Origin of the sequence: Mucilaginibacter sp. Bleaf8 (genome assembly GCF_018390515.1) — a bacterium.
Lineage (GTDB): Bacteria > Bacteroidota > Bacteroidia > Sphingobacteriales > Sphingobacteriaceae > Mucilaginibacter.
The window spans coordinates 13,954-32,184 of record NZ_JAHBBK010000008.1; the positions used below are offsets into that span (position 1 = coordinate 13,954).

Below are 18,231 nucleotides of genomic sequence, written 5' to 3' on the forward strand. Positions count from 1 at the left end.
ACAATTTAAAGCCACATGAGTGGCTTTTTTTGTAATGCGTTATATTTGGCAATCAATACAACAACTTAGATGGCTGACGAAAAAATTATATTCTCGATGGCAGGGGTAAATAAAATTTACCCGCCTCAAAAACAAGTACTGAAAAACATTTACCTGTCGTTTTTTTATGGCGCCAAGATTGGCGTTATTGGTTTAAACGGCTCGGGTAAATCATCTCTTTTAAAAATCATTGCCGGCTTAGATAAGTCGTACCAGGGCGAAGTGGTTTTCTCGCCGGGTTACTCGGTGGGTTACTTAGCCCAGGAACCTGAACTGGATCCGGAAAAGACCGTTCGTGAAGTGGTAGAAGAAGGCGTTGCCGAAATCACGGCTATCCTTAAAGAGTACGAAGACATCAACGAAAAATTTGGTTTGCCGGAATACTATGAGGATGCCGATGCGATGGATAAGCTGATGGCGCGCCAGGGCGAACTGCAGGACAAGATTGATGCCGTAAACGCCTGGGAACTGGACACCAAACTGGAGCGTGCCATGGATGCCTTGCGTTGCCCCGATCCCGAAACCAAGATAGGCGTACTATCGGGTGGTGAGCGCCGCCGTGTGGCTATGTGCCGCTTGCTGTTGCAGGAGCCGGATGTATTGCTGCTGGATGAGCCTACCAACCACTTGGATGCCGAGTCGATAGACTGGCTGGAGCAGCATTTGAAGCAATACCAGGGTACTGTTATTGCCGTTACGCACGACCGTTATTTTCTGGACAACGTAGCGGGCTGGATTCTGGAGCTCGACCGCGGCGAGGGTATTCCATGGAAAGGCAATTACTCAAGCTGGCTGGATCAGAAAGCAAAACGCTTGGCCCAGGAAGAGAAGACAGAAAGCAAACGCCAGAAAACACTGGAGCGTGAGCTGGAATGGGTGCGTATGGCCCCTAAAGCCCGCCATGCCAAAGGTAAAGCCCGTTTGGCCAACTATGAAAAGCTGGCTTCGGAAGAGGGTAAGGAACGTGAAGAAAAGCTGGAGCTGTTTATCCCGCCGGGTCCTCGTTTGGGTAACGTGGTAATTGAGGTAAACAACGTAACCAAAGCCTATGGCGACCGTGTACTGTTCGAGAACCTGACCTTCTCATTGCCACCTGCAGGCATTGTGGGTATCATCGGCCCTAACGGTGCCGGTAAAACCACGCTGTTCCGCCTTATTACCGGGCAGGAGCAGCCGGATAGCGGCACTTTCCGTGTGGGCGAGACCGTAGCGCTGGGGTATGTTGACCAGATGCACGACGACCTGGACGCAAACAAATCGGTTTGGGAAAACATTACCGACGGGCAGGAAAGCATACTACTGGGCAACCGCCCTATCAACTCCCGCGCCTATGTATCCAAGTTCAACTTCAATGGCGCCGATCAGCAGAAGAAAATATCGGTACTATCGGGTGGTGAGCGTAACCGGGTACACCTGGCTATAACACTGAAGAAGGGGTCGAACGTGCTGCTGCTGGATGAGCCGACCAACGATATTGACGTGAACACGCTGCGTGCGCTGGAAGAGGCACTGGAAAACTTTGCCGGTTGCGCCGTAATCATCAGCCACGACCGTTGGTTCCTGGATCGTATCTGTACCCACATTTTGGCTTTCGAGGGCGAATCGCAGGTTTATTTCTTTGAAGGTAACTATACCGACTACGAGGAGAACCGCAGAAAACGCCTGGGCGATGTAGCACCGAAGCGCATCAAGTATAAAAAACTGGTGCAATAACGAGGCGAGGATTTTGGAGCGGAGAGCAATATTGTGCTCTTACCTCCCTCCGAAAAAGAATGAAGCCCATTGCCTTTAACCAGGCAATGGGCTTTTTTGTACCGTTCCGGGTGTACCACTTTTGAAGTGGCACAAAGCGGAACAAACCGGTACAGGTGGTACACTTTGGTACACCTAAAACGGCGTTTGCAGCACGTATAGGCCGTTAGAAAAAAGTGGTACAGGGTGGAACACCCGGAACAGTTTGGTACAGGTATTTATACTCATGACACAATACTGTCAGTACTTTTCTTATTGTTATAAGCGTGAGAGCAAAGTGGCCCGCTCGCTGCCATATTACAGCACATAAGTGCATGCTATGACCTGCAATGACAACATTCGTAATAACATTATCTCTCACAATAAAATGGCGTCCCCACTACACCCTAAGCTTGACGCACCTTTAGAGAAAGCGAAACAGGCACAAATTGAAATAACTTTCATTTATTTTTGAAAGTTCAGAAATATATGTAATTTTGTTATGCGGTTGATAGTTAAAGCCGTACCATGATGAAAAGCATTTTTGATCACATCGAATTATTGGTTCGCCTGGCAGGTATCGGACAAATTTGCCTGGCTGCAGGTAGCACAGCTATACCGGGTATCCTTAAATGGAAAACAGAGCTAACCAAAGTAAACCCACTCATCCGGCATATTTTCTGGATGTATGCGGGGTATATTTTAGTTATCAATTTCTGCTTCGGATTTGTGTCCGCATTTTGCGCCCACGATCTAACCAATGGGTCAAAACTGGCTGTGCTTAATACCGGCTTCATCGGTTTGTACTGGGTTTCGCGGATATGTATACAATTTTTTGGATTCGAGCGGAAGAACTTCCCTACCGGCAAATGGCTTGTATTTGGCGAAATTGTGCTGGTGTCACTCTTCTTATTCTTATGTATAGTATATGCATCTGCCTTTTATAGCAATCTCCAAAAGTTATAGCCATGCTGCACTTATTGCCTTTGCTTTGCTTTTTACTGCTTAATTCAGTAATCATTATTGCAGGATACATCACGGCAAAAAAGGTACAGGTTGTACTTGCGTGGTTTATGCTGGTGATTAGTGTGGTAGTAATATGCCTTATATCCTGGCAATTGCCCCCTATCATAAAAATGCTGGCCATAACAGCTACTACTTTTACCGCTATGAAAGTGATAGCTACAACCGAAGGTTATAGCGGCAAACCTTTCACCCTCACTTTTAAACAGTGGGTGGCATTTGCAGCGGGCTGGGCCGGGATGCGTGCGCAGCTTTTTGAAACGCTGGGAACTATCGCTGTACCTGATGCATGGAAAATGATTACGTTCGGCGTAAGCAGATTAGTGGCTGGTGCACTGCTTATCGCCGTAGCACATCTGCTGGTGAGGCAGCCGCTCAACTCTACTTTCCTGTATGTAACCGTAAGTGCCTTATTATTGGTTGCTTTTAGTTTAGTGTTACATTTTGGCCTGTTAAGCATCAGTGCTGGTATCTGGCGGCTTTCGGGCGTGCATGCATACTACTTGTTTAACCGTCCGGCTATATCCACCGGCCTCACCGAGTTTTGGGGAAAGCGCTGGAATATAGCCTTCATTGAAATGACGACAGTTACATTATTCAGGCCGTTAAGGCACAAGGTGAGCAATGCAGCAGCCTTAATGGCCGTATTCATTTTCTCAGGCTTATTACATGAGCTGGCGTTGAGTGTACCGGTTAATAAAGGATATGGACACCCCTTACTTTACTTTCTAATTCAAGGCTTAGCAGTGCTGTTAGAAAAAAGGTTAGCGCTGCATCATATCAACTTTCTACAAAACAAAATAACAGCGCGTTTATGGGTGTTTTTTTGGCTTGTTGCTCCCATACCCCTGTTGTTTCATGCTACTTTTTTGCAGGAGGTAATATGGCCGCTTGCCGGACTTCAAATGAAATAATTGGACAATATAATTCCGGTGAATTGGTTAGACTTTTCTTTTGTACTAAACAGACTCTTGAGGTGTTGAATTAAGGAAAATACCTCAATATATTTAAACACAGCCAATCTGGCTTTGCCTGAGTCTGAAAAGATCAGCGATAAACCATCCAGTTCTTACGGATTCAAAGAAGCTTTCAGCCACTGCATTATCCCGGCAGGTAGCTTTTCTACGATGAACTCTTTCATAAGGCTTATAATTCCCAGCAACCACATCCCGCCTCCCTTGAGAAAAGTAGGCTGGCCGCATTTACTATCTTAGTACTGCGTCAATAAAGTTCCCCAATAATACCGCCAGTAGCCAATAAGTGGTGGCACCCATGATATAGGCAAGGAATGCCTTGATATAGCTCATAACCTTTTTAGCCGCGAAAAAATGCCCGATTGCCCATGAGCAGTAACCAATTGCAATAATTGAAGAAATTAATTTCAAATCGATATGGGTTACACCTTCAAGCACGGCAAACAGGGCAGAGATCAACATGCCAAAACCCATCACAAAACAAAGCAGAATCAGAATCTCGAAATAGTTATAGCCGCAATATTTAAAGAAAAGCTTTATAAAAAGGGCAATCAATGCGCCCATCACGATGTTTGAATATCCCAGGTGTGATTCAGTCCAGATCATGATCTTTTCAGTTGTAGAGCCTTTTTGAATACTCTTGTCTACTATGCCTTCAACATGAAAAAGATGCGAGATCAGCGTGTAAACAACAGAAGTTGCAATGATAAAGATTACGGGCTTAACCAACCTGCTCCTGTCATCAGATAAGAATCTTTTGATATTGGTGCCCGGTCTGAGCAGCAGTTCCCTTATGGTATAAAGTATGCCCCGTTCAAAATGCAAAACATGTTCAATCTCGTGGAGGAGGTAGCCGCCATTTATTTTTTTTAACGCTACAGGCTGTCCGCAATTTGGACAGTATTTATGTAAAACTTCGAAGTCGCAAGCCTTGCAATTACTCATGTGATGAAAGGTTAATAAGACAGTATTTTATGATGGAAAAGATTGAATAGGAAGGTAAGTTTACGTCACTGCTTCTTTGGTTTCTTTAACAGCAAGGAAACTGAAGCAATGAAGACAATTAAATAGAGAATATCTAAAGCAGGCTTTGCAAATCTTAAATGCTCAAAATCAAAATGTTTAAATAATGTTACACCCAAAATTATGGCAACAATACCTAACGTGAATTTAAGTGCATTTCCCTTTTTCATATAGATTGCAAACTCTCTTACAATTTAATTATATCTGATTACCCCCTGAACCGGGGCATCGTGGCAAGAACAAATATAATATTAAAGTCACCAAGTGGTGACTAATATATGATTTTTTTAAAGCAAATTGTGCATCAATGGTACTTGATGTAGATTGTTACTTTTGCAAGCAGTTGTTTAGATATCATCGATAATTATGGAAAAGGAAGCAGCGAAAGGCATAAGGCGAAATAAGGCACAGACAAAGCAGCGGTTTTTAGACGCTATAGAGCAAATTTTGATCACAAAGGGAGTTGCTGCACTCAAAGTGAATGACATAGCTAAAGTTGCCGGCTTAGATAAAAAATTGATCTACAAGTATTTTGGCGGAACAGAGCAGCTAATGGATGAATACATCCGGACAAAGGACTTCTGGAGCAACGTTAAAGGTGAAAAAGTACCTGATGCGATCACCGACGGCGGCCATGCATTCGTAGAAGACATGCTATTGTCCCAGTTTGACTATGTAGCAAAGGACAAAGCTTTCCAAAAGTTATTGTTGTGGCGGTTAACCGAGCAAAGAGAATCACTTAAAAAGCTGACTGATGCCCAGGAGGCAAACGGCGAAACATTACTTCAAAGCATCACCGACCCTCATTTTGGCGGGCAGTCTACTCAGTTCCGCTCAATTATGGCCGTGCTTATTGCCGGCACTTATTATCTGGACCTTTACGCGGCTGTTAACGGAAGTGTTTTTTGCGGCATTGATTTGCAGGCCGAACAAGGCCGAAACGAAATCAGGAAAGCACTGTCCTTTCTGTTACAATCTACCTATAAAAATTTATAATACCAGTAATACGTTGCAGGCTCCCGTTTAAGGTTCGTAACGCTTTCCAGTACAAAGAACTTATTTACTTAAGTGTATACTGCTTACGCTTCACACCAGTCAGAAGCTGCGCTTAAAGTATGATTTCGAGTTTTAAACGAATTCTCAGCGGTTATAATCCGCGCACTACTTTGAACCGGAGGCAGAGAATGAGCCAAGGCTAAGCAAAAGCTTTTTTGAAGTTGAGGCAACCGGAATGCAGGTGAACGATTTATCGCACGTACTGCGGTGCTATCTTCCTAATCCAGCACGGTCAGCACAATCTTAATAATGTCCTCAAAGAACCTTTTTTCGGTAGTTGATTTTACGTAAACCTGCATGCCTTTTACGGTATTGCTCAGAAAGCGCGCCAATGCCTGTGCATCTTTTGCTTTGTCCAACTCGCCGCTTTGCTGCCCCTGTCGTATAACCTGCAGAAAACTTTCTTCCAGTTGCTGCTCGTTCTGACAAATCAGCTCGTTCACTTCGGTATCATGTGCTGCCAGTTCAATACCCGCGTTTACCATAAAGCAGCCTTTGCGCTGCTGGTCATTCAGTAAATTGTTTACCACCAAATCAAGCATAGCCTTAATAGCGGCCTTGGCCGTGGGTGTTTCGCGGATGAGCGTACAAAGTTGATTGCCGTAACCTTGCTGGTAGGCTTCCAGCGCTTTGAGATAGAGCTGATGTTTGTCGCCAAAAGTGTCATACAGGCTGGAACGGCTAATGCCCAAGCCATCCACCAGTTCCTGCATTGAGGTACCATTATAGCCTTTGTTCCAAAAAAGACAGATAGCCTTTTTCAGTACTTCCCTTTCATCAAAATCTTTCGTTCTAGCCATAATAACAATAGCTTTGTCCTAAATAAAAGGACAAAGCTATTAATTTTGTTGGTGAGTTTAATAGTTTATCGCATGCCGCCGCTGGCAATCAATACCTCGCCAGTCAGCCAGCCAGAATCTTCTGAGGCCAGGAATACGGCAATTGGCGCAATATCTTCCGGTTGTCCGACACGCCCCAGTGGAACCTGCGACTCAATCTGTTTCTGAAAATCACTGCCAATAAAGCCTGCGGTATGCGTACCCTCCGTTTCTACCATGCCAGGGTTGATGGCATTGACGCGAATCTTTTTAGGGCCCAGTTCTTTCGACAATACCTGCGTAATAGCATCTACTGAGGCTTTGGTAGCTGTATACACTGAGCTTTGCGGCGGCGTAATACGTGACACCGTTGAACTAATATTGATAATACTGCCCCCGCGCTCACCAAAGCTTTTTACGGCACTCTGGGTAACCAGCAGCAGCCCAAGTACGTTGGTGTTGAACTGACGATGGTAATGCTCCTCTGTAATGGCTTCTATTGCGCCAAATTCGTAAACGCCGGCATTATTGACCAAAATATCCAGAGGCCCGAAGGCAGATTCGGCCTCAGCAAACAGACGCTCTACATCAACTGATTTTGATACGTCGGCCTGCACAGCTATGGCTTTGCCGCCTGCAGCAGCAATTTCTTCCACCACTTTATCGGCACCTGCTTTTGCAGAGGCATAATTAACTATAACGGCTGCGCCTTCAGCAGCTAAACTTCTGGCAATGCCAGCACCAATACCTTTAGATGCGCCTGTTACTAACGCTACTTTATCCACTAATTTTTTCATGTTGTGTATTATTTAGGAATGAACATTCCAAATATGGTATATATTTGGAATGTTCATTCCTAAATAATTGTAAAATTAATCTAGAATGACAAATGGAAGCTGGTGTCTATCTAAAAAAGCAGTTATTACAAGGTGATATCAGAAGTAAATTTTTTGTGAGCTTAGGTTGAACCAATCACTCTTGTCAGATATAAGTATCGAACACAAAGTATACACACGCTCTCTCATTCATCTTCAAAAATGATTTTTACTCCATTGATGATACACGTTCGAAAGAGCCATAGTACAGGGCAACTTGTGCAATGTCGCCAATCTCTTTCCCATAATTTAGCACTTTAACACTAGAAACGATGTTTCATTCTGCTTTGCCCATCGTTCGAAGATAAACTTCGGACTTAAACGAATTATTACTTATCGGAATAATTAATCCAGGTTTAATCACTACAAAAGACTAATATCTAATAATCAAATAATTGATAATAAATCATTTGCTTTTTTTAACTTAACCATATCTTTCTAATAGAGCAAACTATAAGTTTTACTCAATTCACAGGCCTATGTTTACTAAAAGCGGAATAAGGGAAGCAAATCATCAATTTAATGAAGAAGAGATTAGAGTATTAAAAGATGATTGGAAAAATTATATAGCTAACACCAGTAAGTTTAATCAGGACTCTTCAGGAAAAGGAATTGTTTATACCGCTGGAAACGTTACCTATATTTCTTGCGTAATCGTATCAATTAAGCTTTTGCGTAGTTTAGGGTGCCGCTTACCAATAGAGGTCTGGTACCTAGGTAATGAGGTCTCCAAATCAGTTATCGACGCTTTTCATGGGCTTAATGTCGAATTCAGAGATTTTCTTGACATAGACCCTGATATATCGCCCGGCTACGTATTAAAACCACTTGCTATCATAAACAGCCGGTTTTTAGAAGTTTTATTCTTAGATGCAGACAACAACTGCATCCTTAATCCCGAATATCTTTTTACATTAAAAGAATACGAAGATTTTGGATGCATTTTCTGGCCAGACTTTTGGAAAACCAGTCCCGATAACGCTATTTGGAAAATCATTGAAAAAGATTATTTTGATGAAAATGAACAGGAAAGCGGACAGATACTTATTCACAAACAAAAGTGTTGGAAGGAATTGCAGCTTTGTTTATACTTCAATATGCTATCGGCCTACTATTACAAAATACTTTTAGGCGACAAGGATACCTTTAAGTTCGCATGGCTTGCATTAGATAAGAAATACTACATGGTTCATCATCATGTTGGTTCGCTAGGATTTAAAGAAGATAAACGTTTTTATGGAACAACAATGGTTCAATTCGACACTTTTGGAAAGCCGTTGTTCCTGCATCGAAATTTAATTAAATGGGGGGTTACAAAGGCTGATGAACAATGTTGGGAATACATTAAAACATTTACTGTTAATGCAAATAATAAAGAGTTTATTGTGTGCGATTCGCCTCGAGGGGATATGTCTATAGACATCAGAGGGGATATCCAAGAGCAGGACTTTGTTCAGATTTATGGAAATTTAGAAACGAAGTGTTTAAACATTTTAAATGAATGGCGCCGGTCTGACCACTATTTAAAGTTTTTACAGTATTCTCATTTTATAGAGAATAGATTCTCTACTCGAATTACGTTCACAAAAATGAACGAACCGATTTAATAAACTATTGACTGAGTATTAGAATCTTTGCACTCCTTGAAAATAAAGGCCTGCGGTCAAACTTTTTAAGTTTAGGATGGCTTCTCAAAAAGGAATGATTGTTCTTACTGTAAAGGAAGAGTTTGATACCTTAAATAGGTCCCATGGCCTTATTCTTACCTCACTCCTTTTTTACCAACTATATGGCTATTTTAATCTCCTATATCTTTACAAGCGTACTGCACTACTATCTCCTTTATGATTTTGGTTAATGTACAATGTACTTAAGCTGCCGTTACCTTATCAATTTCTACTTATTACTTTCATCAGATCTCGTGTTATTCTTTTTAATATGCTTGCATCCTGAGTAATAATTTCTGCATTTGCAATCATACCTTGCTTTAAATGTATAGGCTTTTGTGATTTCAACTGAGATCTTGAAACAATATTCACCCTAGAAAAAAAGACACTGTCGTGGTATGGGACGTCGGATATGTGGGAGATGTTGCCTTTTAGCATACCGTATTCTTCAAAAGGATAACTTTTAAGCTTAATCAACACCAACTGCCCTTGCTTCACTTTACCAAGGTTTTCTTGAGGGATGTTCATCTGTCCAAAAAATTTATCACCACCAGCATTAACATAAAAAAGTTCCTCTCCAGTTCTTACAACTTGATTTTTTTGAATTATACCAGAGAAAGCTACTCTGCCATTTTGCGGAGCTGTGAGTACATATTTGTTTTTCCATTCCTCGGCTTGGCTGATCAGGCTGTTTAATGCCTGACTAAACTGTAGCTTTTCATCCCGGATTTGATGGTCCAGTTCCATTATCTCTTTAAATTTGCCTTGTTTATTTGTTCTGGCGGTGATAAGTTGCGCATCGTTCTGTATAACTGGAGACTTACGCAAGAGGTACTTACTTTCTTGTTGCCTTAACTCTGCTGGTGTCTCTGCTTTTTGTTCTGCCAGCTTTTTATGCATCACATATTCATCTTCAGCTAAGCTAAGATCGCGCTGTAACAATGCCTTCTCTAAATTCAGTTGGCGCTCCTGCTCTGTCAATGCCGAGATGTCTTTTTGGAGATAGTTCCTCCTCCTCCAAAGAGCGCCATCTTCAATTGAAGATTTATAAACCAGATATTCCTGTGCGAAAGCCTGGTAAGATGATTGCAACTCACCTAGTTCATAAGTGCTGTTATTTGAAAAAGGGTGATTGTCTATTGGTTGATTCTCACTTAACTGCTTTTGCATTCGCTTCAAATGCATTAATAAGTTTAATACTTTATCGTGTTTGGCCGTACTTTCCATATAAGCCAAAGGTTGTTCAGCAGTTACATAGTCGTTATCCGTAACCTTAAGTTCAACCAGCTTCCCATTAATTTTCGAAACTACTGACTTCGGCGTCTCAAGGGATGTGATTTTAAGTTGTGTTTTTACAATATCCGGATATTGTATAAAAGCCGAGAGACCAAGAACAGTTATAAGAATCAACAAAAAAATGAAAGTACCCCATCTCAGGCCCCAAGACGGAACTTCAGATACAATATCCTGTACCTCATCAGAGTGTCTTCCTTCTATTTGATTATTGAAACTTCCAGATGGCATAAGATTTCATTTTTACATTCCAAGTTCTAACTGATTTCTCACCAAGTTGAAGTACTCTCCCTTACCATCAACAAGTTGCTGGTGCGTACCTTGCTCAATTATCCGCCCTTTATCTAACACGATAATATTATCTGCATTATTGACAGTACTTAACCGGTGTGCCACAATTATCACGGTACGTCCTTTAAAAAAAGAATTCATATTCTCCATAATTACCCGCTCGTTATTGGCATCTAAGGAGTTTGTAGCCTCATCAAAGAAAATATAGCTAGGGTTTTTATAAACAGCACGTGCAATAAGCAAGCGTTGCCGCTGCCCCTGGCTTATACCATTCCCTTCTGCACCAATTCTTGTTTTAACTCCTAATGGCAGCGAATCAATCAAATCTTGGATGTTAGCAACTTTAATAGCATGCTGTAACCTGTCATTATCAGGCCGCTCGTCGCCAACTGCAATGTTCCGCTCTATCGAATCTGAAAAAATGAATCCATCTTGCATAACCACACCGCATTCGCGACGCCACGTTTTAAAGCCAATATTGGTAAGCAGCTGGTCTCCTACCCTTATCTCTCCCTTTTCTGTTTCGTAAAACCTTAATAACAATTTCAACAAAGTTGTCTTGCCACTTCCGCTCATACCTACAATAGCAGTGGTCTTTCCTTCTGGAATATTTAAATATATATTTTGCAATACCGGTTCATTTCCTGCACCTGGATAACGAAATGTGACATCATTAAAAGTAACACTCAGATCTTTCGGTAAAACATGATTAAACTGTTTATCAACAGGTTCTTCATCTTGCATCTGGTGAATCTCATTCATCCTTTCTAAACTGATCTTTGCATCCTGGAAGGCCTGAATAAAGGCTAAAAATTGCTGTACGGGGTTATTAAGCTGACCAATAATATATTGTATTGCAATCATAGCCCCCAAGGTGAATCCTCCATCAATTACAGTTTTAGCACTGATAAAAGTAATAACGAGGTTGGTCGATTCATTGATGAATGTAGAGCCGCCTTGCTGATACTGGCTTAACGCAAGGCTTTTTACATTGAACCTGAAAAGCCTTGCTTGCAGGTGTTCCCACTCCCACCGTTTTTGCTGCTCGCAATTGTTAAGTTTGATTTCCTGCATGCCACTAACTAATTGAACAACATTACTCTGATTCTTTGATGATATGTCGAAGTTTTTGTAATTCAGGTTACGGCGACTTTTTAGAAAGATAAAAATCCACCCTACATACAAGAAACTACTCATTATATAAATGAAGAAAATCATAGTACTATAAGATGCCAGAACTACAGAGAATATGAATAGGTTAAAGAATGAAAACAATGTGTTCAATGATGAACCAGTCAAAAAGCTTTCAATGCGTTGCTGGTCATTCATACGCTGCATGATGTCACCCGTCATTTTTGTATCAAAGAAACTGAGGGGGAGTTTCATCAATTTTATTAAAAAATCAGTTAGAATTGAAATGTTTAGCCGGGTACTGATATGTAAAAGTATCCAGGACCGGATGAATTCAACGCTAACTCTTCCAATGATTAAAATAGCTTGTGCTATGGTGACAACATATATGTAGTGTAAATTACTTGTATTTATGCCAATATCAACAACTGATTGTGTCAGGAAAGGGACTATAAGTTGCAATAGGGTTCCAATGGTTAATCCTAAAAATAACTGCATGACCATTTGCCGATAAGCAGCAATATATCGAAGTAAGAACAACCAACTGATTCCGTCAGCCTTGTCGTCCTCTCGCTCGTAAAATTGCGGGGCTGGATTTAATATCAGTGCGATGCCTTCGTTTAATTCCTTATCAGATATCCAGCTATTGACAAATTCCGCTTCATTCAGTTTGATTAACCCGTTTTCTGGATCAGCAATATAATAGTTGTTCTTGCGTATCTTATGCAATACAACAAAGTGATTTTGCCGCCAGTGCAGAATACAGGGCAGCTTCATTGATTTTAGATTAGGCAATTTTAGCTTAGTACCAAGGGACCGGAATCCAATCTTTTCTGCACCATCACTGATACCTAACAATGACACACCGTCCCGATTAACCTCACATATATCACGCAAAGTCTGCAACCTCAAGTTACGCCCATAATATTTAGCTACCATTCGTAGACAGGTAGGGCCGCAATCCATTTGATCTGGCTGCTTAAAGAAGGGGAAAACCATAGCTCTAAATATTATTGGGGACCAATAAGCTGTGCAATAAATAATTAAATCATAAGTATTATAAGACTTCTATACTTGCCTAGGGGAACCACAGCTCAATATACCGCTAAACACTCTTCAATCCCTCAATCGGCATGAAGAAATCAATTAAACTTATTTAATTAATATACGAGTTCGCAGAAAGCATTATACTACCTTGTACTCAAGTCAAAAGATACTTTAAATCATTCAACGAATAAGTATTGGGCAAAGAGTGACTATTTAAAAACATGGTAGGTGTATGCTGTATCTGCGTTGTTTCACACCAATGTCGATGCGACTGCGATTTAAGAGTTACTGACTCGTCAATTGTCACAGGATATTTCCTTGACCAACCTGTATAATCGTAGGTTCCGGCCGCATACCAGTCCCGCATGGCCTCGATAAGTATCGAACTATTTTCCAGAGCGCTAAGTGCAATCAAGTGCTGAATCATCTGATTTTTAACACCCTTCTCCTCTAAGTCCGGCGCAAATACAATGAGTATATTGAGGTCAACTCTATCCTGCAACCATTTATCCAGTTCATTATGTATCGATTTACAGGAAGGGCAGAATGGATTTGTAACCAGAACAATATTATTTTTTGCAAAAGAATTTCCTATTTGTATGCACCACTTTGGATCAGGTAAGATACAGCGGGGTTGCGAAAGCAAAATTAGATCGAATATTTTGGCAGAATATTTAAATTTCCTTAATTGCTCTTTTAGGGGGTTGAGCTGTAAATAACCGGCTATTAGCTCTTTAGTTACCGTCCAAAACAATACAATAGATATGAAACAGATTGCCAGTGTTGTGACAGGTTGCAGATTTGAAATGGAAAAACTCATCGTTGTATTAATGGATAAAGTGATGAATTCCATCCACAAAACAAATTGGACTAAACAACACAACACACACCATTGCTTTATTACCTTGTACTGATAATAAATGGAATAAACCGTGTACGGCAAGGAAACGATATTTATGAGATAAATAAGCCTGACCATAGAATCCAGTTCACGGGTAAAAAGCATTGAAAAAAATGTGGCTGTAAAATAAACAAAGCCAACATCAGACCAGCTAAATCCACCAAACGCTTTCGCCGCTTGAGAAGATAGCACGTTTTCACAACTTGTTTTGGCATTAATTCTACATATTTTTTTTACGAATGAATTATTCGCATCAAAACCCTGAATAAGTAGTAAAGAGGTAAGAAATATACCGGCTGCTTTTAGAAAGAATAACGCGACCAAGGTCCAGAGACTCTTCTGATCGGAGGTTCTATAAATATCAACGTTATAAATTAGGAGGCCAAACAAGGTTAGTAAAGCAAAAGCCACGGTAGCCCTCTTTACTTGAACCATTAGCGAATTAGGGATTGTCTTTTTTATGCCTGAAGGGTTTGCGGCAAATAGAACAATTCCATCGAAAGCTTCTGAAAACTGGTCGATGTTAAGTCGGTAATGAGCCTTTTGCTCATTATATAAAACAAGTTGCTGCTTCGAACTTTTCTTAACCAATACAAAACCATCGCTTTTGGTATGGGCAATAAATGGACAAGGTATATCTTCGATCTTTTCACGTTCGATTTGAAATGAATACGTTTCTACCCCCACGTCTGTCAAGACATCGTCAATACTAAGTAAACTAGGATATTCAGGATGAGAACCTAATTTTTTCAATACCACATTATCGTTTTCAGGTATATTTAACAGCTCTAAAAATTTGATAACAACTGCTTGTGTATTATCTAACTTTCTAAATGAAAATATTGACATTGAATTAAGATTTACCAACGTGATTTAAACAATAATCATTCAGCAATGGCATGCTGATGACGAGACGGGCATGTATAATCTAACCATCCTTTTCTAGGTTAAAGAATAACATGGAGTATGTTATGTTAATAAGATATAGGTCGGGCTTAAGCAGTACAGACTTATAATAGCTGCGCCGCTTCTAAACGTCTATGATCATAGTAAAACATATTATATAGATGCCTTCAATAAAGCGCCCTATAAAATGCTTAATAGGGCGCTATTTAATTAGTTCATATGGCAATCACTGGTACAAGGGCCAAGATGGCTTGTTCCTGAGCCATTAGGATAAACCCTTGAGCAGAGGTCATTGGATGAACTGGTCGTATACCAACATGACGAACTTCCAGAGCCAACACCTCCCGTTACTGTACAAAAAGCACATTGCCCACTTCCTTCACCTCCACTTCCGCCAAGAACATTTTTCATTTGTGCACGAGTAAGTTGTTTAGCATTACTCAACTCTTGTAAAAGAGAACTAAATCTTTCCATAACAAAAAAATTAGAAAATGATAAAATAATGGAGTTGAACTTCGTCCAAGGGGCCAACTTGGCGCCACGGTGAGCAACTCATTCTCGCCGTGAGTTTATTCGCAAATAATATTCTTCATGCCAAATCTTTCATCAATATAAACTGATAAAAGCCGGCTGCTTAATTCTATCTAAAAGGGATGCTAATTAGGGTGCGGTTAATCGTTGGTTACAATTATTCTATAAAGCTAATTTTTTATTGTTCTATATCAAATTTTATTTTACTTTTATGTAAACCACTATAAATCAAAGATGCAACGCAGCAAAAAGTGTGTCTTTTCGCTATCACATTTAACTTTTTATCTTTATGAATAAGCCATTGTATAGCTCTCCATACCTATTGTTTTCAGATGGCATAGGTGACTGTTTCTTTAACTTGCCGGCGATGCGGGCACTATCAGAATTTTTTGAAGGGCGTTTAACGCTGATATGCACCAAGGGTATTGCCGATTTGTTTTTCAGAGATCTATCTTTAAGGCGCATCATTGAGATACCAAATGTTGTAGTGCCAGATAACCGTAAAGAAGCAGTAGAAATTTGCAAACGTGAAATAACAAGCTGTGATTTATTTATATATATCAACCCCTATTTTTTTACTGAGTTACTTGATTTGATAGATTACCTGGATACCGAAACAATGGGTTACTTCGAGCCTTTCAAAATTCAAGTACCAATGGACCAGGAAAAACATTCACTCATTTCTCACTTTAATTTTTCTTTGTATTTTAATAATCAGCTTAATTTAACCGAATACAGCTACCCGCCCACCTACAAGTTTAGTGATGGAGACATAGCAAAACGAATTATTGATAGCATCCCACCAGATAACAAACTACTTATCGTACATCCCGATACTACAAAAGAGTTTAAAACATGGGCCTACCCTAATTATAATACACTGTTTGATATGATTCTTGATCGATATCCTTTATATATTATTATGCTGGTAGGGAACTCCGTCTTAAACACTGAAAATTGTCTGTACAAAGACCGTATTTTTTCTGCTGCTGATCTTCCGCTGGAGATAAATCTGGATCTTATAAAACACGCAGGTGTATTCATAGGAATTGATTCCTGTTTCCTTCATGCTGCTGACTTTTTCAGAATACCTTCAGTAGGCATTTTTGCGAACGAATATTCAAGTCGGAGATATGGACTGGCCTTAACTCAGCACCATCACGTATTTTCCGAAACTACTGATATTAACTTAGTGGCTCCGATAGACGTATATAATGCTTTTTCTTCCTTAGTTGAAGTACAAAATACTGTCCCAATAAATTAAACCAAAATATGAATTTAAGAGACCGGAACAAACCGACTACAAAATATTAAGTTTATTTCACAACGCACAATCACCTATTTATTTAGCGTTAGTAAGCACTCACACATCATATAAATAATTTGTCACTTTACAGGTAATATGAGTCTGCTTATGAAGGTCCCTTGGAAGTAGTCCTTGCCAAGGAAACGTCTTATTCAATCTCTCAAAACCATATCATTAATTAACTAATACTTGCTACGACAATAAGTTTAAGGGCTATAGAACAATGAAAAACAGCTTTAAAACTTCATGATTGTGTGGAATCAAGCACTGACAATACAAGCCACTACTTTTAATATTCACAAAATATCAAAATACAATTTAGTATGTATACTTCCAGCACCAAACAATAGCTCGGTTAAAACCGACAGCACCAATTATTAAAAAGCTAATACTATAACCCCCATCACAATGAATGTTTCCACCAAGTTAGATTTTGTAAAAGCCAAGCTGATTCTTGCCTTAACTATCCTTCTATATTTTACTCAAACGTCCGTATATGCCCAAATAGAGCATATAAAGATAAAGGGAGATATTGTAGGCCGAACTGATAAAGCGTATGTATATGTCATTACCGGAGACGTAAAACCCGAGTTTAACAAGGGCATCATTCAAGATGGCCGATTTCAGATTTCGCTCAATAAGCAACTAAAAGACACGGTGCTGCATGCCGGCCTTTTTTTGAGCAGGCTTTCTCTCATGAATAATTCTATCTACAAAGCAGAACTTAAAGCTAAAAAAATAAATCCCGGAAAAGATTTATACTGGTTTTTGATAGACAGTAATTATACAAAGCTTACCATCAATATTTTTACAAATACAATGGCGACAAATGGTGGAATGTTAAACAGAGAAAAGGCGCTCAACGATAGTATACTGGTGCAGTATTATAAAGACGTTAACCAGCGCGGTACAGATTATGCCAATAGAAAAAGAACTATGGCGGAGATTGACGTAATTAATCATCACAATTCGTCACTGTTAGCAGCTGAAAGCTTAAGAAATTTGATTTGCCTCCCCTTGCCTGGGGGTGCTTATCCTTACCGAAATGAAATTATGGCAGCTTTAAATAATTTAGACAAAAAAGCAATTGGTAAAGCTCGCATTGATAATATGCAAATGCTGTATGAAAACATGTTGAAGCGTTACACGCCGAAAGAAAACCTGTCATTTCCAAACTTAGAACTTGTTGACGATAAGGGTTCCTTAACTTCGTTTACCAATATCTCACAAGGATACGACTTTATACTTATTGACTTCTGGGCCACCTGGTGCGGCCCCTGCATACAGCAGCATCCGCAGCTTAAAGAAATTCAGGAACAGTTTAGGGAAAATAAACGTCTTAAAATTATCGGTGTGGCTTTAGATAAACAAATCAAACCTTGGCAAACTTACCTATCTAAAAATCCATTTAATTACACGCAATATTGGATTACACCAGCCATGTATAAGCATATTGATGAAGAATTAGGTTTAGCAACAATTCCCAGTTATATTTTAATCAATGCAAAGAACGGAAAAATTACAGATTATAATATGAGCATCACTGACATTGTAACGAAGTTGAAAGAGAAAGGCTTATAAATCCTTTACTCGCCAAAAATTCAATCGGTTATTATATA

At 40.0% G+C, this 18,231-nt stretch carries 14 protein-coding genes; 7 read left to right on the forward strand and 7 right to left on the reverse strand.

Annotated elements, in window-relative coordinates; genetic code table 11:
• Positions 1 to 69: 69 nt before the first annotated feature.
• From ettA to KHS38_RS21245, 3 genes are all read left to right on the forward strand, one after another.
• Positions 70 to 1,752, forward strand: a complete 1,683-nt coding sequence (gene ettA, locus KHS38_RS21235; protein ID WP_213490776.1) for an energy-dependent translational throttle protein EttA — start codon at positions 70 to 72, stop codon at positions 1,750 to 1,752.
• A 546-nt stretch (positions 1,753 to 2,298) separates the two neighbouring features.
• Positions 2,299 to 2,736, forward strand: a complete 438-nt coding sequence (locus tag KHS38_RS21240) for a hypothetical protein (protein ID WP_249665515.1) — start codon at positions 2,299 to 2,301, stop codon at positions 2,734 to 2,736.
• A 2-nt stretch (positions 2,737 to 2,738) separates the two neighbouring features.
• A complete protein-coding gene (locus tag KHS38_RS21245; RefSeq protein ID WP_213490778.1) occupies positions 2,739 to 3,707 on the forward strand; it encodes an MBOAT family protein in 969 nt (322 codons plus the stop codon).
• 291 nt (positions 3,708 to 3,998) lie between these two features.
• Here the strand turns inward: KHS38_RS21245 and KHS38_RS21250 are convergent, their stop codons facing one another.
• A complete protein-coding gene (locus tag KHS38_RS21250) occupies positions 3,999 to 4,712 on the reverse strand; it encodes a DUF3667 domain-containing protein (protein WP_213490780.1) in 714 nt (237 codons plus the stop codon).
• A gap of 65 nt (positions 4,713 to 4,777) precedes the next feature.
• Positions 4,778 to 4,960 carry a hypothetical protein gene (locus KHS38_RS21255; protein ID WP_213490782.1) on the reverse strand — a complete coding sequence of 61 codons (183 nt, stop codon included), beginning with the start codon at positions 4,958 to 4,960 and terminating at the stop codon, positions 4,778 to 4,780.
• A gap of 196 nt (positions 4,961 to 5,156) precedes the next feature.
• Here KHS38_RS21255 and KHS38_RS21260 point away from each other — a divergent pair, with 196 nt between their 5' ends.
• Entirely contained in the window at positions 5,157 to 5,786 is a 630-nt protein-coding gene (locus KHS38_RS21260) for a TetR/AcrR family transcriptional regulator (RefSeq protein ID WP_213490784.1), read from the forward strand.
• A 278-nt stretch (positions 5,787 to 6,064) separates the two neighbouring features.
• Here KHS38_RS21260 and KHS38_RS21265 read toward each other — a convergent pair whose 3' ends face one another.
• Together KHS38_RS21265 and KHS38_RS21270 are read right to left on the reverse strand one after the other, a co-directional pair.
• Positions 6,065 to 6,646, reverse strand: coding sequence for a TetR/AcrR family transcriptional regulator (locus tag KHS38_RS21265; RefSeq protein WP_213490785.1), 582 nt, complete (start codon positions 6,644 to 6,646; stop codon positions 6,065 to 6,067).
• Between the two features lie 65 nt (positions 6,647 to 6,711).
• A complete protein-coding gene (locus KHS38_RS21270; protein WP_213490786.1) occupies positions 6,712 to 7,461 on the reverse strand; it encodes an SDR family NAD(P)-dependent oxidoreductase in 750 nt (249 codons plus the stop codon).
• Between the two features lie 557 nt (positions 7,462 to 8,018).
• On the opposite strand from KHS38_RS21270, the gene KHS38_RS21275 reads away from it, so the two are divergent.
• The gene (locus KHS38_RS21275; protein WP_213490788.1) at positions 8,019 to 9,146 is read left to right on the forward strand and encodes an alpha-mannosyltransferase; all 1,128 of its coding nucleotides are present in this window, start codon (positions 8,019 to 8,021) and stop codon (positions 9,144 to 9,146) included.
• A gap of 282 nt (positions 9,147 to 9,428) precedes the next feature.
• Here the strand turns inward: KHS38_RS21275 and KHS38_RS21280 are convergent, their stop codons facing one another.
• The 3 genes from KHS38_RS21280 to KHS38_RS21290 all read right to left on the reverse strand — a co-directional run bounded on the left by KHS38_RS21280 (position 9,429) and on the right by KHS38_RS21290 (position 14,718).
• Positions 9,429 to 10,730: an HlyD family secretion protein gene (locus KHS38_RS21280; protein WP_213490790.1), complete on the reverse strand. Its 1,302-nt coding sequence runs from the start codon at positions 10,728 to 10,730 to the stop codon at positions 9,429 to 9,431.
• Positions 10,731 to 10,742: 12 nt separating this feature from the next.
• Positions 10,743 to 12,920 carry a peptidase domain-containing ABC transporter gene (locus tag KHS38_RS21285; RefSeq protein WP_213490792.1) on the reverse strand — a complete coding sequence of 726 codons (2,178 nt, stop codon included), beginning with the start codon at positions 12,918 to 12,920 and terminating at the stop codon, positions 10,743 to 10,745.
• A gap of 202 nt (positions 12,921 to 13,122) precedes the next feature.
• A complete protein-coding gene (locus KHS38_RS21290) occupies positions 13,123 to 14,718 on the reverse strand; it encodes a vitamin K epoxide reductase family protein (RefSeq protein ID WP_213490794.1) in 1,596 nt (531 codons plus the stop codon).
• Positions 14,719 to 15,595: 877 nt separating this feature from the next.
• On the opposite strand from KHS38_RS21290, the gene KHS38_RS21295 reads away from it, so the two are divergent.
• On the forward strand, positions 15,596 to 16,570 hold the full coding sequence (locus KHS38_RS21295; protein ID WP_213490795.1) for a glycosyltransferase family 9 protein: 975 nt from the start codon (positions 15,596 to 15,598) through the stop codon (positions 16,568 to 16,570).
• Positions 16,571 to 17,020: 450 nt separating this feature from the next.
• Positions 17,021 to 18,193: a TlpA family protein disulfide reductase gene (locus tag KHS38_RS21300; RefSeq protein ID WP_213490796.1), complete on the forward strand. Its 1,173-nt coding sequence runs from the start codon at positions 17,021 to 17,023 to the stop codon at positions 18,191 to 18,193.
• Positions 18,194 to 18,231 lie beyond the last annotated feature (38 nt).